Consider the following 24,954-nt stretch of genomic DNA (forward strand, 5'->3'; position numbering starts at 1 on the left):
AGTGTTGCTGATCATCCTCTAAAACCAGCTATAGATCGTAGACTTGGTAGGCCGTTACCCCACCAACTATCTAATCTAACGCGGGCCAATCCATCTCCGATAAATCTTTCCCCCGAAGGGCGTATAAGGTATTACTCACCGTTTCCAGTGGCTATTCCTTAGAGAAGGGTATGTTCCCACGCGTTACTAACCCGTCCGCCGCTAGACCCGAAGGTCTCGCACGACTTGCATGTGTTAGGCCTGCCGCCAGCGTTCGTTCTGAGCCAGGATCAAACTCTCAAGTTGAAACGCATTACTGCGTATCCTTGACGGTTGAACCTCTGCACATCTTTGATTGCACGACCGTAGCCATCTACTTGAGCGCCGAAGCGCCCGGGGAGTAGACAGTCACAGCACCCTCACCCGGCTAGGAACGAGAGTGGCAACCAAAAGTCATCTGTCTGTCTGTGCTTCAGGTTTCTAAGAAACCGAAAGTCCATACAAACAGTGAAGCTGACACCGGTCATCGGTACTCACTCGAAAGCAAATCCCTACCGGCGTTGATATACAGACGTCCATCCGTCGAAACGAACCAAACCGCCCACATATCTCTTCAGATATTAGCAATGTCAAACAGCGCAGAGACAAAAACAAACCGGATGCGCCCAAACTTATCGGCGCGCCCGCCCGTCAAAACCTCTAATTTTCTTCTCCGCCTCGTAACCGTCAGCTCCGCGTCTCCGCCTCGCCGCCGCCCCGTCTGGCGTCCCGTTGTGCGCCTCAGCGCCGCCGGTGAGGGGGCTTTTACGGTTAGCACCCAAAACCCGCAAGGCCTTTTTGACCAAACAATGATCTTTTCTTCAAATAACCGTCACAATATAACAATATCAATAACTTACAGGATGAAGTTTCTTCAGACAAATCCGCACGATCCCGATTTCCCAACCCCCAAGCAGCGCCCATTCCGACTCGTTTCCCCTCAATCCCAACTTCTCCACAGCCTTACCCACAGATTCACGCCAAAATTCCCCCAAACCAGCCCCGACTCGCACCCGAGTCGCCCCCAAATCCCCCCGACTCGCGCTCACCAAACCCCCAAAAACCAAAAAGCAGCCCCAAGGGGCCGCTTTCTCGTGCATCAGTCTTATAGGGGATCACTCCGCCGCTTTTGCCGTCAGCTTTTTCAGTGCGCCGGCCATCGGGGTTGTCACTGCCTCAGGCAGCGCGCCATCGGCGAGATCGGCCATCCGCTCGTCGGGCGCCTCATAGGCCAGCCAGACGCCGCCCGCCTTGTCTTCGTAGACTAGCACCTTGAGCGGCAGGGCCAATCCGGTTTCGCGGGCCTCGATCATCGCGGGTGTTCCCACCTTGGGATTGCCAAAGATCAGCAACTCGGACGCGCCAATATCCTGTCCGACGCTTTTCGCCCCTTTGCCGTGATCGACCCGCGCAAACAGCGTGGCCCCGGCGCCTTCGATTGCGGCGGCCAAGGCATCGGCGGCCTCGGGCACGGTTTTGCCGGTGGCGACCTTGATGGTTTCAGCCCCCACACCGGTGGCAACCATCAGGGAAAGGGCGAGTGTCAGGGTACGCAGCATATCTGTCTCCTATACAAAGTCCCGCCGCGGGGTGTTTGAGGCTGTCTTCTGGCGCGACACACGGCGGCGCAGTTTCTTGGGATCAAGTCGCAGCGCCAGCAGCCCAAGGATGGTGAACAGATAGAGCAGCGGTTCGATCTGGAAACCCTTGGCCACCATCAAGGAGTGCACCCCGCCCAACAGCACCGCCAGATAGGTCAGCTTGTGCAGCTTGCGCCAGCGCGGCCCAAGCTTGCGGATCGACAGGTTGTTCGAGGTCAGCGCCAGCGGCAGCAGCACCACAAAGCCCGCCATGCCGACGGTTATATAGGGACGTTTCAGAATATCGGCCCAGATCTGCGAGAGGATCTGCACATCAAGCACCAGCCATGTCAGCAAATGCAGCACCACATAGAGGAAGGCCATCAGGCCAATGGCGCGGCGGAACTTGATCAGATTCACCCCGACAAATTTGCGCAGCGGCGTCACCGCCAGCCCAACGATCAGCAGCTTGAGGCCGAACTCGCCCAGCTCACGCTCCAGTGCGTTGATCGGCTCGGCCCCAAGGCCGCCGGTCAGCCCAAGGTACAGGAACCACAGCGCCGGCAGCGGCAGCGCGATATACAGCACCCACGCCGGCACCTTGCGCAGCGTTGTGTTGATCCGGTCCGTCACACTCATGAACAGCATCCCGCGCCCGTCTGCACCGGCGGGCAGGCCACAGAGCCATACGAACAGTAAACGCAGCAATCGCCGGGTTTGGGGCGCAACACCACGGCGCAGGCTTTGCACTCATAAAAGAACTGGCACGCGTCGGTGGGCATGTCTTCATCCTCGGCATGGCCGCACTTGGGGCAGGTCAGCGTGGAAAGGGTAACGGGATCAGCCATCTCGCTCAGCGGAATTTCCGCAGGTCCATGCCGTCGTAGAGACTGGCCACCTCTTCTTCGTAGCCATTGAACATCAGCGTCGGGACCTTTTTGGCAAACAGCCCGCCGCCAATCACCCGCTCACTGGCCTGCGACCAGCGCGGATGATCGACCTCGGGGTTCACGTTGGAATAGAAGCCGTACTCATTGCCCAGCGCGACATTCCAGCTTGTCGGGGGCATTTCGTCGGTCAGCGTGATGCGGACAATCGATTTGATCGACTTAAAGCCATACTTCCACGGCACCACCAGCCGCAGCGGCGCGCCGTTCTGGTTGGGGATGTCGCGGCCATAGATGCCAGTCGCCACCAAGGTCAGCGGATGCATCGCTTCGTCAAGCCGCAGGCCTTCGACATAAGGCCACTCCAGCACGGGGTATTTCTGGCCAAACATCTCTTCGGGGCGATAAAGCGTCTCGAATGCCACGTATTTCGCGCTCGACTGCACACCGGCCATTGCCAACAAGTCGGCCAGCTCAAAGCCGTTCCACGGCACCACCATCGACCAGGCCTCGACACAGCGGAAGCGATAGATGCGCTCCTCGACGGTCATCGCCTTCATGATGTCCTCAAAGGCATAGTCGCCGGGCTTGTCGACCATGCCGTCAATCTTGACGGTCCAGGGGTCGGTCGTCATCGCATGCGCATTGCGCGCGGGGTCATCCTTGCCGGTGCCAAACTCATAGAAGTTGTTGTAGGTGGTGATGTCGTCCCAGTCGTTGGGTTCGAGGTCGTCGCCCATCGCCAACGCCGGTCCGGCAATCGACGCAAGGCCAAGCCCCGCCACACCGCCCATCAACTGGCGGCGGTTGAGATAGACGGATTCCGATGTGACGTCATTGTCCGTGAGTGTGTTCTTCCAGCGAAAGGCCATCTGTGTCCCCTAGTGATGTGCATGTCGGGGGCACGGTCGCACGCACCTTCCCTGTCCTTGCATATCTAGCCGCATGTCAGGCTTGGACAAACCAAACTCTGCTCAACTTGTCGTGGCCCGGCTGTAATGTTTTGGCTTGGCAGGCAGGGAATGGTGGGCTGGGCTGCCATTTCAGACGCGCCTGCAACGCTTTTGAACGACGGCCTGTGATCGCCTTTGGCTGCCGTGCGACCGCATTGACTGCAAAGCCGCGCATTGCCGCGCCGCGGGGTGGCTCAAACCGAAGCGCTTGCCTCTGCCATTTCGCGGCTCCGCGGGGCGGGTCGGCGCTTTGAACGCGCCAGGTGAAGTGCGCGCACGAACATCACGGCCCTACTCCGCCGCAACCTCACCTTGCGCCGTCCGCCGGGCCAGAACCGCGCCCATCGGCTCGGACTGGCCATTGTCTTGCATGATCCGCACATGCCGCCGCCGGATCTGCCGAGGCTCTGACACGCCCACCGAATGCGCAATAATCTCGACTTCCTCGGTGATCTGCTTGGCATAGCGCGCGACGCGCTCGTCTTTTTCCTCGACCACCAGCCCCTTTTGCAGGCGGGCGTCATGGGTGGTGATCCCGGTCGGGCAGGTGTTGCGATTGCACTTCATCGCCTGAATACAGCCCAGCGCAAACATAAAGCCGCGCGCCGACACGATGAAATCTGCCCCCGCTGCCAAAGCCCAGGCCACATCACCGGGATTGACCAGCTTGGCCCCGGCAATCAACCGTATCCTGTCTTTCAACCCGGCCGCGTTGCGCAGGTCGGCCACCATTGGCAGGCTCTCACGCACCGACATCCCCACCAGATCCATCAGCGGCATCGGCGCGGCCCCGGTGCCACCCTCACCGCCGTCGATGGTAAGGAAGTCGGGCGCGCTCAACGCTCCGCGCTGCTTAATCGCATCAAACAGCCCCGTAATGCCCTCTTGCGACCCCACCACCAGCTTGAGGCCGACAGGCTTGCCCGTCACCTCGCGCACATGGTTGATCAGGTCGAGCATATCGCCCCAATCATCCACCTCGAGATGGCGGTTGGGCGACAGCGCATCCTGCCCCACCGGCAACCCCCGAATGGCGGCAATCTCGGGCGTGACCTTGGCACCCGGCAGAATGCCGCCTTTGCCGGGCTTGGCGCCTTGGCTCATCTTGATCTCGAACATCCGCACCGCGCCATGTGCCGCCACTTCGCGCAGTTTCTCATCACTCAGCCGGCCCTCGCCATCGCGCACACCAAACTTGGCCGTGCCGATTTGAAAAACGATGTCACAGCCGCCTTCAAGGTGAAACGGGCTTAGCCCGCCCTCGCCCGTGTTCATCCAGATGCCGGCCTTCTTGGCCCCCCGGCTGAGCGCCTGCACCGCCGGTTTGGAAATCGCACCGTAGGACATGCCCGAGATGTTAAATATCGACGGCGCGGTATAGGGCACCCGCGCGCCCTCTCCGATCACCATCGGGGCGGTCTTGGCAAATTGCTCATGCAGCGGCGGAAAGGCGGCGTTCACAAAAATCGATGTCCCCGGAAGGCTAATGTTGCGGGTCGACCCAAAGGCCACCGTGTTGTCCATGCCCTTGGACGCCTGATCAACCCACTCCCGCTGGGCGCGGTTGAACGGCAGTTCCTCGCGGTCCATCGCGAAAAAGTACTGGCGAAAGAATTCGCCGAGCTCGGAAAACAGATGCCGAAACCGCCCGATCACCGGATAATTGCGCCGGATCGCATCGGCGCGCTGCGTGCGATCGATAACGAACATCACAGCCGCCGCCACAACGGCCAGACCAGCCAGCGTGGCAAAGAGCACGGCGGCCACATTGATGATATGCATGGCCACGCCCATGGCGGCTCTCCCTTTGGTTTGCGCAGTGTCGCGCAACAGTGCGCAAACCCAACGCCCCCGGCAACACAGGAAACCCAACGTCCTCGTGATGTGGCCTCTCTGCCGCACCACAGTCACCGGTGCCAAAACGCCCCCTTTGCAGCCCCACTTTAACCATAATCGGATCGCAAAACCGTATTTGTTTCCGATTCCTGAGCAGCGCGAGGAGCAGTGTGTTGCCAAACCAAAATTCATTTCCCTACGGGACCCAGCTTTATATCAACCCATCCGCACCGATCACCGGCAGCCCGCTCGCAGACTACCTGCGCGGGACAAGCGGTGACGATGTCATCAACGGCGAAGGCGGCAATGACTCGCTGCGCGGTGGCTATGGCAATGACCTGCTGTCCGGCGGCAACGGCAACGATGTCATGACCGGCAACTGGGGCGCTGACACGCTTCTGGGCGGTGCGGGCAATGACCTGCTGTCTGGCGGCGGCGACAATGACGAGCTTCAAGGCGGCACCGGGGCCGACACCTTGCGCGGCGGATGGGGCAACGATCTGTTGTTCGGCGGCGAGGGCAATGATGTGCTGCTTGGCGGCAACGATGATGACACCGTCTATGGCGGCGCAGGCCACGACTCGTTGGTCGGCGGATACGGTGCCGATGTGCTTCATGGCGGCGAGGGCAATGACACCGTCTATGGTGGCAACGGCGACGACATCATGACAGGCGGCGACGGCAACGATGTGCTCTCGGGCAACAACGGTGACGATCTCGCTGAAGGCGGCGCGGGCAGCGATACCCTGCGCGGCGGCACGGGCGACGACACCCTGCGTGGCGGCGACGACAACGATGACCTGCGCGGTGGCAGCGGCAATGATCTGCTCGAAGGCGACGCGGGCAACGACCTGCTTCTGGGTGCCAACGGCGAAGATACCCTTATGGGTGGCGCTGGCGATGACCGGCTCTCGGGGGGCAACCACAATGATGTGATGGACGGCGGGGCCGATCAGGACTGGCTGTCTGGCGGCAATGGCCATGACACACTGGCCGGCGGCGCGGGCAATGACACCCTGTTTGGGGGCAATGGCGCCGATGTGCTGGACGGCGGGGCCGACAACGATGTGCTCTGGGGCGGCTCGTGGGACGATGCGCTGTCTGGCGGTCTGGGCAATGACACCCTGTATGGCGGAACGGGCAATGATACGCTGACTGGCGGGGCCGGTGATGACCTGATGAGCGGCGGTTACGGCCACGATCTCTTTGTGTTCGACGCAGGGTTCGGCCAGGACACCATCACAGGCTTTGGCAACGGCGATGACCTGATCGACCTCACCAGCCTTGGCCTCAGCGACACCAGCGATCTGGTGTTTGCCGACACCACCGATGGTTTGATGATCGGAGCCCCCGATGGCAGCAGCATCCTGATCGACGGCGCATCGCTGCTCAACTTCGACACCGATACCATCCTGATCTGACCCCACAAAAGAAAACGCGCCGGGGGGACCGGCGCGTTTCAGTGTCTCAAAGGTGGTCTAGTGAACCACGGCATCCTCCGGCCTTGGCCGATTGGTCGCCGCGACCCGGTCGCCGATGATAAGCCCATCGGCACCGGCACTCACCGGCAGCGCATCACCGTCACCGATGTCACCCGCCAGCAGCATTTCCGCCAGCGGATCCTGCAAGGCACGCTGGATCACTCGCTTGAGCGGTCGCGCGCCGAACACCGGATCATAGCCCTCTTCCGCCAGCCATTTGCGCGCCGCATCGTCCAGCTCCAGCGCGATCTTGCGCCCGGCCAGCCGTTTGAGCAGGCGGGCCAGCTGAATATCAACGATCCCCGCCATGTCCTCACGCTTGAGCCGGTCAAAGATGATCGTCTCATCCAGACGGTTGAGGAACTCAGGCCGGAAATGCGCCCGCACCGCATCCATCACGTCGCGTTGCGCCTGTGCGCCATCGGCCCCGTCGGGCAACTGGCTTAGCGCCTGCGACCCAAGGTTCGACGTCAGGATGATCAGCGTCTGTTTGAAGTCCACGGTCCGGCCCTGACCATCGGTCAGCACGCCATCATCAAGCACCTGCAACAGCACGTTGAACACATCCGGATGCGCCTTTTCGACCTCGTCAAACAGCACCACCTGATAGGGGCGGCGACGCACGGCTTCGGTCAGAACCCCGCCTTCGTCATAGCCAACATAGCCCGGAGGCGCACCGATCAGACGCGCGACCGAATGCTTCTCCATGAACTCGGACATATCGATGCGCACCATCGCATTGTCGTCGTCAAACAAGAAGTTGGCGACGGCTTTGGTCAGCTCGGTCTTGCCCACGCCGGTTGGCCCGAGAAAGAGGAACGAACCCAAAGGCCGGTTTTCATCGTTAAGCCCGGCACGCGCCCGGCGCACAGCATTCGCAACCGCACGAACCGCCTGATTTTGGCCTACAACGCGGCCATGCAGCTCGTCTTCCATCCGAAGCAGCTTGTCACGCTCGCCTTCCAGCATCTTGCCCGCCGGAATACCGGTCCAGCGTTCCACAACCGAGGCAATCTGATCGGGCCGCACAGCCTCTTCGACCATGACGCCGTCCTGCTCTTGCGTTTCCGCCACGGACAGTTGCTTTTCAAGCTGCGGGATCACGCCATACGACAGCTCGCCCGCCTTGGCGAGATCGCCGTTGCGCTTGGCAATGTCGAGCTCTGCCCGCGCGTGATCAAGCTGTTCCTTGAGGTCGCGCGCCACGTTAAGCTTGTCCCGCTCGGCCTGCCATTTCGCCGTCAGATGCGCCGACTGGTCCTGAAGATCGCCCAGCTCTTGTTCCAGCTTTTCCAGCCGGTCCTTCGAAGCCTGATCATCCTCTTTGCGCAGCGCTTCCGATTCAATCTGCTTTTGCAGAATGTCACGGTCAAGCGCGTCAAGCTGCTCGGGTTTGCTATCCACCGCCATGCGCAGGCGGCTGGCGGCCTCGTCCATCAGGTCGATCGCCTTGTCGGGCAGAAACCGGTCGGTGATATAGCGATGCGACAGTTGCGCCGCCGCCACCAAGGCACTGTCGGCAATCCGCACACCGTGGTGAAGCTCGTACTTCTCCTTGATGCCACGCAGGATCGAGATCGTGTCCTCTTCGGTTGGCTCCTGAACCAGCAAAGGCTGGAACCGCCGCGCAAGGGCCGCATCCTTTTCCACATGTTTGCGGTATTCATCGAGCGTCGTCGCACCCACGCAGTGCAATTCACCCCGCGCCAGCGCCGGTTTCAGCAGGTTCGAGGCGTCCATCGCCCCATCCGCCTTGCCCGCGCCGACAAGCGTGTGCATTTCGTCGATGAACAGGATGATTTCACCCGCCGCCGCCGTCACTTCCGACAGCACGGCTTTCAGGCGCTCTTCGAATTCACCGCGATACTTCGCCCCGGCAATCAGCGCGCCCATATCGAGCGAGAGCAGCTTCTTGTTGCGCAGGCTTTCGGGCACGTCGCCATTGACGATCCGCAGGGCAAGCCCCTCGGCAATCGCGGTTTTACCCACGCCCGGTTCCCCAATCAGCACCGGATTGTTCTTGGTCCGTCGGCTCAAAATCTGCATCGCGCGGCGAATTTCCTCGTCGCGGCCAATGATCGGGTCAATCTTGCCCTCGCGGGCCCGTTCGGTCAGGTCGAGGCTGTATTTCTTCAACGCTTCATAGCCATCCTCGGCGCTCGCCGTATCAGCGGTGCGCCCCTTGCGGATGTCATTGATCGCGGTATTGAGCGCCTGTGCGTTGACGGCCCCGGCCTCCAGCGCCTTTTTCGCCTCGGATTTCACCAAAGCCAGCGCCATAAGGATGCGTTCAACCGGGACAAAGCTGTCACCGGCTTTCTTGGCCACCTTTTCGGCCTCGTCCAGCACCTTGCCTGTCGCGCTATCAAGGTAAACCTGCCCGGCATCGCCACTGACCTGCGGGATTTTACCCAATGCAAGGTCGTTGGCCTGCACCACGCGTTCGGGCGCACCGCCCGCACGTTTGATAAGATTGGCGGCAAGCCCCTCTTCATCATCCAGCAAGGCTTTGAGAATATGTTCGGGGGCCAGCCGTTGGTGGCTTTCCCGCATTGCGATGGTCTGCGCTGCTTGAATGAATCCGCGCGACCGCTCCGTGAACTTCTGCAAGTCCATGGTTGTCTCCTTCATGTTAAGCGCCCTGTCGCGGCGATGCCCGGCTATGCGGCACACCCCCTTTGGGCCTTCGTATTGGAAAATGGGCACCCTTTTTGGCATTTCAAGACTGGCTTGCCCCCTGACATCACACCTTCTTGCAGCGAGGGTTTTCTGCGGCGAAGCGGCGAAGTGACGTAAGGGGAAACAGGGCTGGGAATGGCCCGAGGGAACAAAACAAGGGGCAACGGCGTTTGGTCTGCAAGGGGTAACGTCCCGCGAGCAGTAAGAGAAAGGCCCACAAGATGCCGTTCAAGACCCGCATTACCGACGCCCACCATAACGCCGAAACCGGCTGTTTCGAAGCGCATGTCACTCTGATGGAGGGCACCGACAGCTTCACTTATACGGTCGAGGTTCCGGCTCCGATTGACCGAGATTACGATGAGGTCAAAGCCGCGCTGATCACGGCGGCCCGCCGGGTTCACCGTCCGGGCGATTGCACACTGACCAAGCGCCGCGTCGAAGAAGCGCTGCCCGATCGTCATGAGGATATCGCCAACCGCATCCTGTTTGCGCGTCCGAACTTCCTCGAACAAATCCTGGTACGCCACTAACGCCGCCCGGCGCACCGGTGGCTTTTTGCCCCCTGCGCCGGTCTTGACCTCCTGCACCGGCTCGGCCAACAAGGCGCGAGTTTGCCCCAGGAGAGCGCCCCATGTCCCATCCCATTTCCGATGACCGCCTTATCGTTGCCCTCGACGTGCCCAACGCCGTGGCCGGGCTTGAGCTTGCCGAAAAGCTGGGCGATGCGGTGTCGTTCTACAAAATCGGGCTGGGGATGCTGACCGGCGGCGGCATGGCGCTGGCCAATGAGCTCAAGTCTGAACACGGCAAGCGCATCTTCCTCGACATGAAATTGTTCGACATCGGCGCAACGGTTGAGGCCGCAGTGCGCGGCCTCGCGCAGTTCGATCTCGATTTCCTGACCGTCCACGGCGACCCGCACGTTGTTCGCGCCGCAAAGGAAGGCGCGGCTGGCAAGGACCTCAAGATTCTCGCTGTCACCATCCTGACCTCGTTGGATCGCAATGATCTTGACGATGGGTTGATCGCACCGGGCGACATTCACGACATCGTTGCCATCCGCGCCGCCCGCGCGCTTAAGGCTGGGGCCGATGGGGTGATCGCTTCGGCGCAGGAAGCCGCAATGATCCGCGCGCTGCCCGAAGCGAAAGGCAAGCTGATCGTCACCCCCGGCATCCGCCCCGCCGGTGCCGACGCGGGCGACCAAAAGCGGATCGTGACCCCGGCCAAGGCTGTGGCCGGTGGGGCCGATTACATCGTTGTCGGCCGCCCGGTCTGGCAAGCCGCCGATCCCCGCGCGGCAGCGCAGGCCATCGTGGCAGAGCTGAACGGGTAAATATCGACTCCGAGAGACCCGCGATAAGCCGCGCAATCGCCGACCCGCGGGGTGGCGAACCGACATCGGTGTTGGGCACTTTATCGTGCCAAACTCTAAAACCACTGATCGAAGCGCCATACCAACCGTATCGCCGCCCCGGGGGGCGGGTCGGCGATTGCGCGGCGGACTGCGGCCTTGACTCCGCGCCTGCGGCGTCACGCGCGCCAACCCCTCTGGAACTCCTCGCCGCGCCCGCCTAGTGTCCGCGCAAGGAGAACAGCACCATGGCAATAGGCACCAACATTCGCACATACTTTCAGGGCCAATGGCACGACGGCGACATCCCCGTGATGAAAGCCGCTGACCACGGCAGCTGGCTCGGCTCGACCGTGTTTGACGGCGCCCGGATGGTGAACGGGCTGACCCCCGACCTCGATCTGCACTGCGCCCGCGTCAACCGCTCGGCCAAGGCGCTGATGATCACGCCCACCGTCACCACCGAAGACATGGTGGCCCTCATCAAGGACGGCCTCAAAGCCTATGCCCCCGGTGACGCCGTCTATATCCGGCCGATGTACTGGGCGCTTGAGGGCGATTTCCTTGGCGTCGTGCCCAAGCTGGGCGAAACCGGTTTCGCGATCTCGCTTGAGGCGGTGCCGATGGCCCCTGACACCGCCACCTCGACCCTGACCCGCACCCAGTTTCACCGCCCCATTCTGGCGGATGCGGTGGTGGATGCCAAAGCGGGTTGTCTGTATCCCAACAACGCCCGCATGCTGGCCGAGGCCCGCGCCAAGGGGTTTGGCAACGCGCTTGTGGCCGATGCCCTTGGAAACGTGGCCGAAACCGCCACCGCCAATATCTTTATGGTCCGCGATGGCACCGTCTTTACCCCGGTGCCCAATGGCACCTTCCTCGCGGGCATCACCCGCGCCCGCCACATCATAAACCTGCGCGCCGATGGCGTTGAAGTCGTGGAAAAAGTGCTGAGCTTTGCGGATTTCCATGCCGCCGATGAGGTCTTTATGTCCGGCAATATGATGAAGGTCACGCCGGTCACCGGTTTTGACGACACCTCGTATCAGGTCGGCCCGATCACCCGCCGCGCGCGCGAGCTTTACTGGGACTGGGCCGCCACCACGGCTTAGCGCAGACGCCAAAAACCCATTGTCCCACACCTCAATCACGGGCATGATCCGGCCCGAAGGAGTGCACTCATGCGCAAGTTTCTTGTCATACTCGACGACAGCCGCGAATGCCTGAACGCCATGCGTTTTGCCGCCATGCGCGCCAGCCACACCGGCGGCGGGGTCGAGATCCTCTCGGTTATCCCGCCCGATGAATTCAACCACTGGATTGGGGTTGGCGACATCATGCGCGAAGAGGCCCGCGAGCGTATTCACGCGCATTTCGAGGTCTTCGCCAAGTGGATGCGCGACCGGCAGAATGTTGATCCCGAACTGGTGATCCGCGAAGGCGAACCGGTCGACGAGATCATTTCGCAGGTCAACGAAGACCCCGACATCGGCGTTCTGGTGCTGGGCGCGGGCACCGACAAGAAAGGCCCCGGCCCGCTTGTCACCCAGCTCACCCGCAACTCCGGCGCGCTGCCGATCCCGATCACAATCGTGCCCGGCGATCTAAGCAAGGAGCGGCTGGAAGCGATCACCTGATGGCGGCCACCCCAGTTTAGAACCATTCCAAATATTGACATCGCGGGTTTGGATAGACATATCTGACCCAAGCGATAAGGAATACGTCTCATGTTCATCCAGACCGAATCCACACCGAACCCGGCCACCCTGAAATTCCTGCCCGGTCAGACCGTGCTTGAAATGGGCACCGCGGATTTCCCGACGGCCGATGGCGCATCCGCCTCGCCTTTGGCAGAGCGGCTGTTTGCGGTCAGCGGCGTTGAAGGCGTGTTTTTTGGCCATGATTTTGTGACCGTGACCAAAGCGGAAGCGATGGACTGGGATCACCTCAAGCCGTCGCTTCTGGGCGCGATCATGGAGCATTTCCAATCCGGCGCGCCGGTGATGGCGGGCGATGTTGCCGGTCCCTCGGGCCACGCGGAACACACCGGCGAAGATGGCGAAATCGTCAACCAGATCAAGGAATTGCTTGATAGCCGCGTGCGTCCCGCCGTGGCACAGGATGGCGGCGACATCACCTTTCACGGCTTTGAGCGTGGCGTCGTCTATCTGCACATGCAAGGGGCCTGCGCGGGCTGCCCGTCGTCAACCTTGACGCTGAAAATGGGCATCGAAAACCTGCTGCGCCATTACATCCCTGAAGTTACCGAAGTGCGCCCGGTCGCCGTTTAAAACGCTGGCGCGGAGTGCCCTGATGACCGAACCGCTGGTTCTGGGATTTGATACATCGGCCGCGCAATGTGCGGCCGCTTTGCTGTGCGGCGACCGCATTCTTGCCAGCCGCGCCGAAGACATGACGCGCGGTCAGGCCGAACGGCTGTTTCCCCTGCTCGAAGAAGTCTTGGCCGAAGGCGGCGCGACCTGGCGTGATCTGGCCGCACTTGGCGTCGGCACCGGCCCCGGCAATTTCACCGGCATCCGCATTTCCGTCGCCGCCGCGCGCGGGCTGGCTCTGTCACTGGGCATTCCGGCGGTCGGCGTCACTGCGCTCGAAGCCGCGGCCTTTTGCTTGCCCACCCCGGTCACAGCTCTGATTGATGCGCGCCGCGACCGGGCCTATGCCCAAAGTTTTCCAGACGGCGCGCCCGCGCTTGTCGAAATTGCCGACCTGGGGCCCGATACGGTTGTGACTGGTCCCGGCGCACCTCTCATGCCGCAGTCCACGCAAATCCCCCCGGCGATGCCGATTGCCGAAGCCATCGCCCGCATCGCTGCGGATAGGTTCCAAACCGAAACAAAATCCCCCGCGCCGCTGTATATCCGTCCCGCCGATGCCGCCCCGGCGCGCGATGCGCCGCCGGTGATCCTTGATGACGCCTGAGGCGCTCGCGGCGCTGCACGCACGTTGCTTTCCCGCGCGACCTTGGTCGGCCACGGAATTCCAAGACCTGATGCAGGCGCGCGGCATGATCTGGCGCGTCAGCCCGAACCAAGACGGCTTTGTTTTCGCGCAAACCGTGCCGCCCGAAGCCGAAATCCTGACCATCGCCGTCGCCCCGGAGGCTCGCCGCACTGGTGTGGCCCGCGCGCTGATGGCGGATTTGTTGGCCGCATTGCCCACCGCCAAGGTCTCGAACTTGTTTCTGGAAGTGGCCGACGACAATGCCGCCGCGCGCGCGCTTTACCATGCCATCGGCTTTGAAACCGCTGGCCGGCGCCGGGGCTATTACCCCCGCGTGGATGCCCCTGCGGCAGATGCCCTTATCCTGCGCAAAGCACTGGCCTAATCCCGCCTTGCCGCAGCGGAAACACGCAAAAATCGGTTGACCCTTCCGCTGCAACCCGGCCTTATTCGGATATGATCCGGGCAAATCCGGACAACGTACTTTGTGCGGGGTCGACCCCCGCGCTTTTCCAACGGGAGCAACCAAATGACTTTCATGCACAAAATCATGGCCACCACCGCCGCTCTGGCGCTGTCGGCGGGCGCGGCACTGGCCGAGCCAGCGCTGATTTTCGACCTTGGCGGCAAATTCGACAAAAGCTTTAACGAAGCCGCCTTTGCCGGTGCGCAACGCTGGGCCGAAGAAACCGGCGAAAGCTTTCGCGAAATCGAGCTTCAATCCGAAGCGCAACGCGAGCAGGCCCTGCGCCGCTTTGCCGAAAATGGCAACAATCCCATCGTGATGACCGGCTTTGCCTTTGGCAACGTGCTGACCGAAGTCGCGCCTGATTACCCCGAGACCAAGTTCGCGATCATCGACATGGTGGTGGACCAGCCCAACGTGCGCTCGGTGGTGTTTAACGAACATGAAGGGTCGTACCTTGTGGGTATGATGGCGGCGATGGCCTCCGAATCCGGCACTGTCGGCTTTATCGGCGGCATGGACATCCCACTGATCCGCAAATTTGCCTGCGGCTATGCCCAGGGTGCCAAGGCTGTGAATGGCGACATCACCGTTCTGTCCAACATGACCGGCACCACGCCCGCCGCATGGAATGACCCGGTCAAGGGGTCGGAGCTGACCAAAGCGCAGATCAGCCAAGGCGCGGACGTGATTTATGCTGCGGCGGGCGGCACCGGTGTTGGCGTGCTGCAAACGGCCGCTGACGAAGGCATTCTGTCGGTCGGCGTCGACAGCAACCAGAACTACATGCACCCCGGCAAGGTTCTGACCTCGATGCTGAAACGGGTCGACAACGCGGTCTATGACGCGATGACCCAAGGCATGGAGCTGGAAACCGGCATCAACGTGATGGGCGTCGGCAATGGCGGCATCGACTACGCGATGGACGAGCACAACGCCGATCTGGTGGGTGACGAGATGAAAACCGCCGTCGAGGATGCCAAAGCTAAGATCTCCAGCGGAGATCTGATGGTGCACGATTATTCGTCCGACGACACTTGCCCCGATCTGAACTTCTGATCCGGTTAAGCGATTGATACACCGGGCCGCGCGAACATATGCGCGGCCCGAATCCCAAAACGCACAGCCCAGCCAGCCCACCCGGCCCTCTTTTCAAAGATGGCCCCGAAGGGCGGGATGAGCCTGCGGTGCTAGGAGAGCATCCCATGTCCGTTGCACCCGCCATCGAACTCAAGGGCATCTCCAAGGCCTTTGGCCCCGTTCAGGCCAACAAAGACATTTCGATCCGCGTCATGCCGGGCACGATCCACGGCATCATTGGCGAAAACGGCGCCGGGAAATCGACGCTGATGTCGATTCTCTACGGCTTCTACAAGGCCGACGCGGGCGAGATTTTCATTCAGGGCAACCAGACAACCATCCCCGACAGTCAGGCCGCAATTGCCGCCGGCATCGGCATGGTGTTTCAGCATTTCAAACTGGTGCCGAATTTCACCGTGCTGGAAAACGTCATTCTGGGCGCGGAAGAGGGTGAGCTTCTCAAACCCTCGCTGGCCAAGGCGCGCAAATCGCTAACCGATCTGGCCGCTGAATATGAGCTAAAGATCAACCCGGATGCCATTGTTGAGACCCTGTCTGTTGGGCACCAGCAGCGGGTGGAAATCCTCAAGGCGCTGTACCGGCAGGCCGATATCCTGATCCTTGATGAGCCGACCGGCGTGCTGACCCCAGCCGAGGCAGACCAGCTGTTCCGCATCCTCAACCGGCTGCGCGAAGAGGGCAAGACGATCATCCTGATCACCCACAAGCTGCGCGAAATCATGGAAATCACCGATACCGTTTCGGTGATGCGCCGGGGAGAGATGACAGCAACGGTCAAGACGTCAGAGACCAGCCCCGAGGAGTTGGCCGAGCTGATGGTGGGCCGCAAGGTGCTGTTGCGCGTGGATAAAAAACCCGCCCAGCCTGGCGCACCGATTTTGCAGGTCCGCAACCTTCGCGTGGTCGATGCGGATGGGGTTGAGCGGGTCAAAAGCATCAATCTTGAGGTGCACGCCGGCGAAATCCTTGGCATTGCCGGGGTGGCGGGCAATGGCCAGTCCGAACTTCTCGAGGTGTTGGGCGGCTACCGTGCCGCCACCGGCGAAATCCTGATGAACGGAGAGCCGATTGACCTGACCGGCAAGAAATCCGATGGCCAGTCGCGCCGCGCCCGTGGCATTGCCCATGTGCCCGAAGACCGCCAGCGCGAAGGTCTGATCATGGATTATCACGCTTGGGAAAACGCGGCCTTTGGCTATCACCGCGATCCGGCGTTTCAGTCCGGCTTTCTGATGAACAACGCCGCGATCAAGGCCGACACCGCGCGCAAGATGGAAAAGTTTGACGTGCGCCCGCCCGATCCGAACCTTGCCGCCAAGAACTTTTCCGGCGGCAATCAGCAGAAAATCGTTGTCGCCCGCGAGATCGAGCGTAACCCCGATTTGCTGTTGGTCGGTCAGCCAACGCGCGGCGTCGATATCGGTGCGATTGAGTTCATTCACAACCAGATTGTCGCCCTGCGCGATGCGGGCAAGGCGGTGCTGCTGGTCTCGGTCGAGCTTGAGGAGATCCTGTCGCTCTCGGACCGGGTGGCGGTGATGTTTGACGGGATGATCATGGGCGAACGCAACGCAACTGACACCGATGAAAAAGAGCTGGGACTGCTGATGGCCGGGATCACAGAAGAGCCCGACGTGCCGATCATCGACGCAATCGAGGCGAAACTGGCCGCCAAGGACGCGCGGGGGGCAAAGCAACATGGGTAGCGAGCTTCCCCAAGCACGGAATCAAGGCCGCAGGCCGCCGCGCATCGCAGGCGCGCCTCAACGCGGCGGCGATTTGGCTGCCGCAAGCGCCACCTTCCCAATTTCCGCGGATGTGGCGGCGATAAAGTGCCCCGAACATCCGTTGGATCGCCCCCGCGCGCGCCTGCAATACACGGCTCGCGCACAAACACTGAACGACCAAGAGGCCCTCAATGGATAGAATGCCCGGCTGGGCCGATGCGGTCCTCGTCCCTCTCATCTCGCTGATTTTAGCGGCATTTCTGTCGGCGCTGGTCATCATTGGCATTGGCGAAGACCCTGTTGCTGCTTTCAAACTCATGGTCGAAGGCGCGCTGATGCGATCGGCGGGTTGGGGCTATACGCTCTATTACGCCACCAATTTCATCTTTACCGGCCTCGCTGTGTCCATCGCCTTCCATGCCCGCATGTTCAACATCGGCGGCGAAGGTCAGGCCACGCTCGGCGGGCTTGGCGTCGCGCTGATGTGCCTCTATATCCCATGGCCGCATTGGACGCTGGCGTTGCTGGGGTCTGCTGTTGGCGCGGCCACCTTTGGCGCGCTCTGGGCGTTTATCCCGGCCTATCTTCAGGCCAAGCGCGGCAGCCACATCGTGATCACCACGATCATGTTTAACTTCATCGCCGCCGCGTTCCTGAACTACGTGCTCGTCAATTTGTTGCGCCCCAAAGGCGCGATGGACCCGGCCACCGCGAAATTCCCCGAGGCCACCCACCTGCCCACTTTCCGCGACATGTTCTCGACCGCCGAGACCATCATGTTTCGCGGGGCTCCGGCCAACGTCACCTTTTTCATCGCCGTGATCGCCTGTTTCGCGGTCTGGGTGCTGCTGTGGCGCACCCGTCTGGGCTATGAAATCCGCGCCTTTGGTCACTCTGAAAGTGCTGCGAAATATGCCGGGATCTCGCCGGTGCGCATCACCGTGGTTGCCATGCTGATCTCGGGCGGCTTGGCCGGGATGATGGCGCTCAACACCACGCAAGGCGAAAGCGAACGGCTGATCCTTAACGCCACCGAAGGCGCGGGTTTCATCGGCATCGCCGTGGCGCTGATGGGGCGGTCGCATCCGCTTGGCGTGTTCCTCGCCGCGATCCTGTTTGGCTTTCTTTATCAAGGCGGGGCCGAACTGGCGCTTTGGACCAATATTCCGCGCGAATTGATCGTGGTGATCCAGGCGCTGGTGATTCTGTTCACCGGCGCGCTGGATAACATGGTGCGGATGCCGCTGGAGCGGGTTTTCCTCGCCCTGCGCCGCAAGGAAGGCTAGGCGATGGAGGATCTTGTCGCCCACCTGCCCGCCTTTTTCGCCGCCTATGCGATCTTGCTGTTCGCCGCGTCGTCGCCCGGCCCCGCAGTCGCCTTTCTGCTCGGCATTGCCACATCGCAAGGGCGCGGCCCCGCGCTTGTCGCCACCTCGGGCATCGCTTTTGGCAGCACCACGATCAATATCGCCACCTTGCTTGGGGTTGGCCTGCTGATTTCTCAAGCCGCCTGGGCCATGCAGGCGCTTCGACTGATCGGCGCGGCCTATCTGCTTTGGCTGGCTTACGGCGCGTTTCGCAAGGCGGCAAACCCGCCAAAGTTCGCCCCGACCATCGTTGCACACCGCAGCGCCGCCCGCCATTTCGCCGCTGGGTATCTGCTGCAAGTCACCAACCCCAAGGCCATCGTCTTCTGGCTCGCCATCGCCTCGATCGGCGCAACCGAGGGCGGCAGCCTTGTCACCATCGCGGCCTTCATCCTCGGGGCCTTTTGCATCTCGCTTTTCTGCCACGGCGCTTGGGCGCTTCTCTTGTCATCGGCTCCGGTGCGCACGTCTTACGCTGCAGCGCGCCGCTGGATCGAGCTGGCGCTTGGCGGTTTTTTCACCTTTGCCGCCTTTCGGCTGGCCACATCGGAGGCATAGGGCATGGACCTTCTGACCGTTTTGCAAGTGCTCGATTCCACGGTCCGCCTGGCCACGCCCCTGTTGCTGGCCTGCCTCGCGGGGCTGTTTTCCGAACGCGCGGGCATCTTTGACATCGGGCTCGAGGGCAAAATGCTCGCCGCTGCCTTCTTTTCCGCCGCTTTGGCCTCGATCACCGGGTCAGTCTGGCTCGGCCTCTTGGCGGGGATCGCTGCCTCGCTGGTGCTCTCGGGCATCCACGGGCTGGCCTCGATCACCTTCCGCGGCAACCAGCTGATTTCTGGCGTGGCAATCAACTTCCTTGCCGCCGGGATGACCGTGTTGATCGCGCAGGATCTGTTCAGCCAGGGCGGGCGCACGCCATCGCTGATCGGCAAGGGCCGGTTCGAGCCGATCACCCTGCCCTTTGCCGAGACGCTGCAATCGGTGCCGGTGCTGGGGCCGATTTATTATGACCTGATTTCAGGCCACTCGATCCTTGTTTATGTCGCGTTCCTTATGGTGCCGCTGTCGTGGTGGATTTTGTTCCGCACCCGGTTCGGCCTGCGCTTGCGCGCGGTGGGCGAAAACCCTGCTGCGGTGGATACGGCCGGGGTGTCCGTCGTTGGGTTGCGCTATGCGGCGGTTGCGATTTGTGGCGTGCTCTGCGGCATTGCCGGAGCCTATCTTGCGACCGGGCTGCAAGCGGGTTTCGTCAAAGACATGACCGCCGGGCGCGGCTTTATCGCGCTGGCGGCGCTGATCTTTGCCAAGTGGCGGCCGTGGTATGCGCTCTATGCCTGCCTGCTGTTCGGGTTGTTGCAAGCGGTTGCGCTGCGGTTCCAGAACATCGACCTCGGGATATTTGTGCTTCCGGTCCAGTTCATGGACGCGTTGCCCTATATCCTGACCGTGGTGATCCTTGCCGGATTTGTCGGCCGGGCGATCCCCCCACGTGCAGGCGGCGAACCCTATGTAAAGGAACGCTGATCCGGCAAGCCAAAGGTTAGCGGCCCAGCCAAGCGGGATCGTTTCGGCGGAAACGCCCTCGGTTTTAGCGAATATTGCGCCGGTGGTTGCGCCATTGGGTCCTGCGGCCTCCGGCAACGTGACCGAGCGAAACAAAAAGTGTGCAGCTGGCGCACAAAGAAGCAGGATGCTGCACTTGCATTATCTCCCAAGTCGGGACTAGGAAGGGCCATGCAAATATACCTGCCCATAGCCGAGGTATCGGTGAACGCCTTCCTCCTTTTGGGGCTGGGTGGCATAGTGGGCGTGCTTTCGGGCATGTTCGGCGTTGGTGGCGGCTTCCTTATGACTCCGCTTTTGTTTTTCATCGGAATCCCGCCCGCTGTCGCGGTGGCGACCGAGGCCAACCAGATTGTTGCCTCGTCGTTTTCTGGCCTGCTCGCACACTTAAAGCGTAAGACAGTCGATCTGCGCATGGGCTGTGTGCTCCTTGTTGGCGGGCTCATCGGTGCGGCGATGGGTGTGTTTGTCTTTAACTACCTTAAATCGCTGGGTCAGGTCGATCTGCTGGTCAAGCTTTGCTATGTCGTCTTCCTTGGCATCATCGGCGCGCTGATGTTCGTCGAAAGCCTCCGCGCCATCCGCAAGTTGCGCAAATCCGGCGGCGTGGCCCCGGCCAAACGTAAACATCGCGGTTGGGTCACGGCGCTGCCCTTCAAGATGCGGTTTCGCACCTCCGGCCTGTATATTTCGGTCATTCCACCGGTCATCGTCGGCATCCTCGTTGGCGTTCTGGCCGCGATCATGGGTGTTGGCGGCGGCTTTATCATGGTTCCTGCCATGATCTATATCCTGCACATGCCGACCAAAGTTGTGATCGGCACCTCGCTGTTTCAAATCATCTTTGTCACCGCTTTCACCACCCTGCTGCACGCCACAACCAACTATACCGTCGACATGGCGCTGGCGGTGCTTTTGCTGGTCGGTGGCGTGATCGGGGCCCAGATCGGCACCCGCATTGGCGTCAAACTCAAGGCCGAGCAATTGCGCATTCTTTTGGCGATCCTCGTGCTTGCCGTTTGTGGCAAGTTGGCATTTGATTTGCTGCTGCAACCGGGCGAATTGTACTCTATCGGCGCGGCGGTGGGTCACTGATGTTGCGTGTCTTTGCCCTCCTTATCCTGTGTTTTCTGCCCGTCGCGGCCGTCACTCAAACTGCCCCCGCCATCGAAGAAGACGTCGTGCTGGGCCTGTCGCAAAACCGGGTTCGCATTACCGCCAATTTCGACGGCTCCGAAATCTTGTTTTTCGGCGCGGTCACACGAAACGCGCCGCTGCCTGACTCTGAGTTGGACGTGATTATCGCCATCGCTGGCCCCTCCGAGCCATTGGTGGTTCGTAAGAAAGAGCGCCGCTTCGGCATTTGGGTGAACACCGAGTCCGCCGATGTGCAGGCCGCGCCGAGCTTCTATTCCGTTTCCACCACCCGGCCGCTTGGCGATATCTTGACCGAAAACACCGATGTGCAGCATCGCATCACCGCCGCCAAGGCCGTTTGGGCGCTCAAATCGGAAGCCGCCTTTTCCGAGGCCGTGCTCCGCATTCGCGCGAACAACGGCCTGTATCAGCTCAACGAAGGTGCGATTGAGGTCGACAAACAGACCCTGTTCCAAACTCGCGTGCACATGCCCTCTAACCTCACCGAGGGGCCTTATATAGCGCGCGTTTACCTGCTGCGTGATCAACGGGTTGTCTCCTCGCATCAGACGGTGATCGATGTGCGTAAGGTCGGGTTGGAGCGTTTCCTCTTCAATCTTTCGCGGCAACAGCCGCTGGTTTATGGTTTACTGTCGATTGCCATCGCCATCTTTGCGGGATGGGGCGCGGCCGCGGTGTTCCGACTTTTCAACCGCGGATGAATCGGCAGCGCGACGTCTATCCTTGGACTGTGAAGCTGCCCACCCGTTGGGCAGACAATGATCAATACGGTCACCTCAACAACGCCACCTACTATTCATTGTTCGACACCGCCTTGACCCTGTGGCAGATGCAAGCCGGTTTTCTGAGTGATGCAGCCGATGCGCCGCGGTTCCTGGTGGTGGAGAACGGCTGCCTTTACCACGAAGAGCTCAGCTTTCCCGAGACGATAATCGCAGGCCTTCGCGCCACCCACATCGGCAACAGTTCCTTCCGGCTGGACTTGGCATTATTTCGCGGGACGGCCGAACTTGCCGCGTCCACTGGCTTCTTCGCGCAGGTGCAGGTCGACCAACAGACCCATAAGCCCACGCCGTTGAACGCCGCCCGACGTGCCATTCTCTCATCTATCTCATGACGAACCTCCTCGCCCAGCCTAGGGTCAATACAGTGAACAAATCGTAAACGCTTGTTTTCTAGAGGCTGTCACTACCTCTCCGTGATTAACGATAGATTTACCTTCTCTGAGCCATGCTATTGGGATGAGTCGATCACACACCTTTGCAGAAGCGCCATTGCCGCTCTTCCCCTCGGATGAGGCCTCTGAACCGGTGACATTGTCGCGGGGCGGCCGCTTGCCCTCTTATATCCGCGATCACCGTAAGCGCTTGCGAGAGCGCTTTCTGTCGGGCGGGGCCGACGCTTTGCCAGACTACGAAATGCTCGAACTCATCTTGTTTCGTGCGATTCCCCGGCAAGACGTGAAACCGTTGGCGCATTTGCTTCTGACGACTTTTGGCGATTTCAACCGGGTGATTTCCGCGCCCGCCACGCGACTGGCCGCAGTCAAGGGCATCGGCGACGCTGTGATCTGCGAGTTGAAACTGGTCGAGGCGGCGGCCCAACGCTTGGCACGGTCGCGCGTGCTTGCGCGGCACATCGTGTCAAGCTGGGATCAGCTTATAACCTACTGCCACACCACGATGGCGCACCGTGAAACCGAGCAGTTTCGGGTTCTCTTTCTTGATCGCAAAAACATACTCATTGCGGATGAGGCGCAGGCCCAAGGCACCGTCGATCACGTCCCGGTGTACCCGCGCGAGGTGGTCAAACGCGCGCTGGAAATTAACGCGTCGGCACTGATCCTGGTGCACAACCACCCGTCGGGCGACCCTACACCCAGCCGCGAGGATATCGACATGACTGCCCAAATCGCCAATGCCGCCACGGCACTTGGCCTCACGCTGCATGATCACATAATTATCGGAAAATCGCGCGAGCTTAGCTTTCGGGCAGAGGGGCTTCTTTGAAACATGGGCCGGCTGCAAACGCGCCAATCAGCTTCGCGCCGACCAGCTCGCAGAGACTTGGCGGCGGGTATAGAATTCGCCCATCAGCCCGAGGGTGATCAATCCGATGCCCAGCCAGATCGGGTATTCAAGATTGGAATTGCGCGGATAGTAGTTGACGAAGGCAAACCCACGGGATTGGTCGATGGCATGGAACAATGGGTTCCAATCGAACATCGCCAGAAGATAGCTTGGCAGCGTATTGGCCACGAACATCTTGCCCGAGGCGATCATGTTGGCACGCTGATAAATCGTGGAGGCAATGCTGACAGGGGTAGGAAACCACGGCTTGAGCGCAAGAAACACCATACCGATGGCCGCACCGGTAAACCACGCCAGCAGAATCATCCCGATACAGCCAATGGGATCGTAGATTTCCACATCCTTGAAGCCCGCATCGTAAATAAACAGCACGATCAGCACCGACAGCACCTGAATATAGAGCGATGACAGCATCCCCGACAGGATCGAGATCATGGTATTCATCGGCGCGTGCTGCATCATCGGCGCGGCGGGCCCTTCGGCCCCGACAACGGCACTCAACGTCTTGATATGCGTCATATAAAGAAAGATGCCGGACATGATGTAGATCATGAAATCGCCGCGCAGCTTTAAGCCGCGCAACCCCAGAACCGTGAACATGACATAAAACACCATCACCATGATGATGGTCTGAAGCACATTCATGAAGATCGACATGAAGGCATTGCCATGGGTTTTGCGAACGTTGCGCACGGCCCCGTGGTAAATCAACTCGATCGTCGTCAAAAACGACTCGAGCGAAGTTTTAGGGCGCCGCTGTACGAACATAAGGCTCTGCTCCGCCTGATTTGTGCCATTTTGGCACGGAATTCTTGCTGTTCCGTTGCGCTAGAAGCATAACCTCGCGCAAGCACTATGACAACTAGGCTGCGCGACCTGCGCAAGGAGAATGAATTTGAACTACGATGAATTGACCCGCGTGATCCGAAAGCTGGCATTGGAAGCCGGAGACGTAATCATGGAAATTTACGAATCCGACGATTTCGACGTGAAATCCAAATCCGACGACAGCCCCGTGACCGCAGCGGATGAAGCGGCCGATGCACTGATCTCGGCCGGCCTGCGCGAAGCCTTTCCGGACGTGACCTTGGTGACCGAAGAGCAATCCGACAGCCACGAGGAGAAGGCCGATACCTTCCTGATCGTCGATCCGTTGGACGGCACCAAAGAGTTCATCAACCGGCGCGGCGACTTTACCGTCAACATCGCCTATGTCGAAAATGGCGTGCCGACGCGCGGCGTGGTGTACGCACCCGCCAAGGGGCGACTATTTTACACCAACAGCGTCGGCCATTCGGTCGAAGAAGAAGGCCCGTTTGCCAAGGACACCGCCGGCACCCAGAGCCCAATCAAGGTGCGCGAGGCCGACAATAACGCGCTGATGGTCGTGGCGTCGAAGTCACACCGTGATCAGGCGACCGATGATTACATTGGAAAATACGCCGTGGAGGACATGAAAAGCGCCGGTTCGTCGCTGAAATTCTGCCTCGTGGCAACTGGCGAGGCCGACATCTATCCGCGCCTGGGCCGGACGATGGAATGGGACACCGCCGCAGGTCATGCCGTGCTGAATGGCGCGGGCGGTCGGGTGGTGCGCTTTGATAACCACGCGGCGCTGGCCTATGGCAAGGATGGATACGCCAACCCGTTCTTCATCGCCTATGCCCCCAGCGTTGAACTCAAGGAAGGCTGACGCATCTTGCTGCCGGTCAGTGTCATCGTCGTCT

25 protein-coding genes and 1 rRNA gene (1 of these 26 only partly in view) are annotated in these 24,954 nt (G+C 60.8%); 18 read left to right on the forward strand and 8 right to left on the reverse strand.

The features are described from left to right. The 6 genes from ACW9UO_RS09675 to ACW9UO_RS09700 all read right to left on the reverse strand — a co-directional run. Positions 1–285 (reverse strand): 16S ribosomal RNA (locus tag ACW9UO_RS09675) (it extends 1,180 nt beyond the left edge of the window). A gap of 848 nt (positions 286–1,133) precedes the next feature. Then, positions 1,134–1,577 (reverse strand): DUF302 domain-containing protein, encoded by a 444-nt coding sequence (locus tag ACW9UO_RS09680; protein ID WP_457085606.1) that lies wholly within the window; start codon positions 1,575–1,577, stop codon positions 1,134–1,136. Positions 1,578–1,586: 9 nt separating this feature from the next. After that, positions 1,587–2,237 carry a protein-methionine-sulfoxide reductase heme-binding subunit MsrQ gene (gene msrQ, locus ACW9UO_RS09685; protein WP_457085607.1) on the reverse strand — a complete coding sequence of 217 codons (651 nt, stop codon included), beginning with the start codon at positions 2,235–2,237 and terminating at the stop codon, positions 1,587–1,589. After that, entirely contained in the window at positions 2,234–2,446 is a 213-nt protein-coding gene (locus tag ACW9UO_RS09690; protein WP_457085608.1) for a GDCCVxC domain-containing (seleno)protein, read from the reverse strand. Before ACW9UO_RS09690 ends, msrQ begins: the two co-directional genes overlap by 4 nt. 5 nt (positions 2,447–2,451) lie before the next feature. Beyond that, positions 2,452–3,357, reverse strand: a complete 906-nt coding sequence (gene msrP, locus ACW9UO_RS09695; RefSeq protein ID WP_457085609.1) for a protein-methionine-sulfoxide reductase catalytic subunit MsrP — start codon at positions 3,355–3,357, stop codon at positions 2,452–2,454. A 372-nt stretch (positions 3,358–3,729) separates the two neighbouring features. Continuing rightward, positions 3,730–5,232: an FMN-binding glutamate synthase family protein gene (locus tag ACW9UO_RS09700; RefSeq protein ID WP_457085610.1), complete on the reverse strand. Its 1,503-nt coding sequence runs from the start codon at positions 5,230–5,232 to the stop codon at positions 3,730–3,732. Positions 5,233–5,447: 215 nt separating this feature from the next. On the opposite strand from ACW9UO_RS09700, the gene ACW9UO_RS09705 reads away from it, so the two are divergent. Further along, positions 5,448–6,695 carry a calcium-binding protein gene (locus ACW9UO_RS09705; protein WP_457085611.1) on the forward strand — a complete coding sequence of 416 codons (1,248 nt, stop codon included), beginning with the start codon at positions 5,448–5,450 and terminating at the stop codon, positions 6,693–6,695. Between the two features lie 57 nt (positions 6,696–6,752). On the opposite strand, the gene clpB is transcribed toward ACW9UO_RS09705, so the two are convergent. After that, entirely contained in the window at positions 6,753–9,371 is a 2,619-nt protein-coding gene (gene clpB / locus ACW9UO_RS09710) for an ATP-dependent chaperone ClpB (protein WP_457088633.1), read from the reverse strand. 284 nt (positions 9,372–9,655) lie between these two features. On the opposite strand from clpB, the gene ACW9UO_RS09715 reads away from it, so the two are divergent. The 16 genes from ACW9UO_RS09715 to radC all read left to right on the forward strand — a co-directional run bounded on the left by ACW9UO_RS09715 (position 9,656) and on the right by radC (position 23,146). After that, positions 9,656–9,967: a hypothetical protein gene (locus ACW9UO_RS09715; protein WP_457085612.1), complete on the forward strand. Its 312-nt coding sequence runs from the start codon at positions 9,656–9,658 to the stop codon at positions 9,965–9,967. Positions 9,968–10,068: 101 nt separating this feature from the next. Further along, a complete protein-coding gene (gene pyrF / locus ACW9UO_RS09720; RefSeq protein WP_457085613.1) occupies positions 10,069–10,773 on the forward strand; it encodes an orotidine-5'-phosphate decarboxylase in 705 nt (234 codons plus the stop codon). A gap of 266 nt (positions 10,774–11,039) precedes the next feature. Continuing rightward, positions 11,040–11,903: a branched-chain amino acid aminotransferase gene (locus ACW9UO_RS09725; protein ID WP_457085614.1), complete on the forward strand. Its 864-nt coding sequence runs from the start codon at positions 11,040–11,042 to the stop codon at positions 11,901–11,903. Positions 11,904–11,972: 69 nt separating this feature from the next. Next, positions 11,973–12,428 carry a universal stress protein gene (locus ACW9UO_RS09730; RefSeq protein WP_457085615.1) on the forward strand — a complete coding sequence of 152 codons (456 nt, stop codon included), beginning with the start codon at positions 11,973–11,975 and terminating at the stop codon, positions 12,426–12,428. A gap of 90 nt (positions 12,429–12,518) precedes the next feature. Continuing rightward, complete coding sequence (locus ACW9UO_RS09735) at positions 12,519–13,082, forward strand: NifU family protein (RefSeq protein WP_457085616.1); 564 nt, start codon at positions 12,519–12,521, stop codon at positions 13,080–13,082. Positions 13,083–13,104: 22 nt separating this feature from the next. After that, on the forward strand, positions 13,105–13,731 hold the full coding sequence (tsaB, locus tag ACW9UO_RS09740; protein WP_457085617.1) for a tRNA (adenosine(37)-N6)-threonylcarbamoyltransferase complex dimerization subunit type 1 TsaB: 627 nt from the start codon (positions 13,105–13,107) through the stop codon (positions 13,729–13,731). Further along, positions 13,721–14,137: a ribosomal protein S18-alanine N-acetyltransferase gene (rimI, locus tag ACW9UO_RS09745; protein WP_457085618.1), complete on the forward strand. Its 417-nt coding sequence runs from the start codon at positions 13,721–13,723 to the stop codon at positions 14,135–14,137. The genes tsaB and rimI overlap by 11 nt, the downstream gene beginning before the upstream one ends. A 144-nt stretch (positions 14,138–14,281) precedes the next feature. Beyond that, positions 14,282–15,277, forward strand: coding sequence for a BMP family lipoprotein (locus ACW9UO_RS09750; RefSeq protein WP_457085619.1), 996 nt, complete (start codon positions 14,282–14,284; stop codon positions 15,275–15,277). A gap of 146 nt (positions 15,278–15,423) precedes the next feature. Further along, positions 15,424–17,025: an ABC transporter ATP-binding protein gene (locus ACW9UO_RS09755; protein ID WP_457085620.1), complete on the forward strand. Its 1,602-nt coding sequence runs from the start codon at positions 15,424–15,426 to the stop codon at positions 17,023–17,025. Between the two features lie 212 nt (positions 17,026–17,237). Further along, complete coding sequence (locus ACW9UO_RS09760) at positions 17,238–18,332, forward strand: ABC transporter permease (RefSeq protein WP_457085621.1); 1,095 nt, start codon at positions 17,238–17,240, stop codon at positions 18,330–18,332. 3 nt (positions 18,333–18,335) lie between these two features. Beyond that, the gene (locus tag ACW9UO_RS09765) at positions 18,336–18,971 is read left to right on the forward strand and encodes a LysE family translocator (protein ID WP_457085622.1); all 636 of its coding nucleotides are present in this window, start codon (positions 18,336–18,338) and stop codon (positions 18,969–18,971) included. 3 nt (positions 18,972–18,974) lie between these two features. Further along, positions 18,975–19,940, forward strand: a complete 966-nt coding sequence (locus ACW9UO_RS09770) for an ABC transporter permease (RefSeq protein ID WP_457085623.1) — start codon at positions 18,975–18,977, stop codon at positions 19,938–19,940. A 210-nt stretch (positions 19,941–20,150) separates the two neighbouring features. Beyond that, positions 20,151–21,074 carry a sulfite exporter TauE/SafE family protein gene (locus tag ACW9UO_RS09775; RefSeq protein ID WP_457085624.1) on the forward strand — a complete coding sequence of 308 codons (924 nt, stop codon included), beginning with the start codon at positions 20,151–20,153 and terminating at the stop codon, positions 21,072–21,074. Further along, on the forward strand, positions 21,074–21,838 hold the full coding sequence (locus ACW9UO_RS09780) for a TIGR02186 family protein (RefSeq protein WP_457085625.1): 765 nt from the start codon (positions 21,074–21,076) through the stop codon (positions 21,836–21,838). Before ACW9UO_RS09775 ends, ACW9UO_RS09780 begins: the two co-directional genes overlap by 1 nt. Before the next feature lie 29 nt (positions 21,839–21,867). Next, complete coding sequence (locus ACW9UO_RS09785) at positions 21,868–22,254, forward strand: acyl-CoA thioesterase (RefSeq protein ID WP_457085626.1); 387 nt, start codon at positions 21,868–21,870, stop codon at positions 22,252–22,254. Between the two features lie 124 nt (positions 22,255–22,378). After that, positions 22,379–23,146, forward strand: coding sequence for a RadC family protein (radC, locus tag ACW9UO_RS09790; protein WP_457085627.1), 768 nt, complete (start codon positions 22,379–22,381; stop codon positions 23,144–23,146). Between the two features lie 27 nt (positions 23,147–23,173). On the opposite strand, the gene ACW9UO_RS09795 is transcribed toward radC, so the two are convergent. After that, positions 23,174–23,995: an ABC transporter permease gene (locus tag ACW9UO_RS09795; RefSeq protein ID WP_457085628.1), complete on the reverse strand. Its 822-nt coding sequence runs from the start codon at positions 23,993–23,995 to the stop codon at positions 23,174–23,176. A 127-nt stretch (positions 23,996–24,122) separates the two neighbouring features. Between ACW9UO_RS09795 and cysQ the strand changes: the two genes are divergently transcribed. Continuing rightward, positions 24,123–24,920: a 3'(2'),5'-bisphosphate nucleotidase CysQ gene (gene cysQ / locus ACW9UO_RS09800; protein ID WP_457085629.1), complete on the forward strand. Its 798-nt coding sequence runs from the start codon at positions 24,123–24,125 to the stop codon at positions 24,918–24,920. Positions 24,921–24,954: the final 34 nt, after the last annotated feature.

It is taken from the genome of Marinovum sedimenti (genome assembly GCF_054052205.1).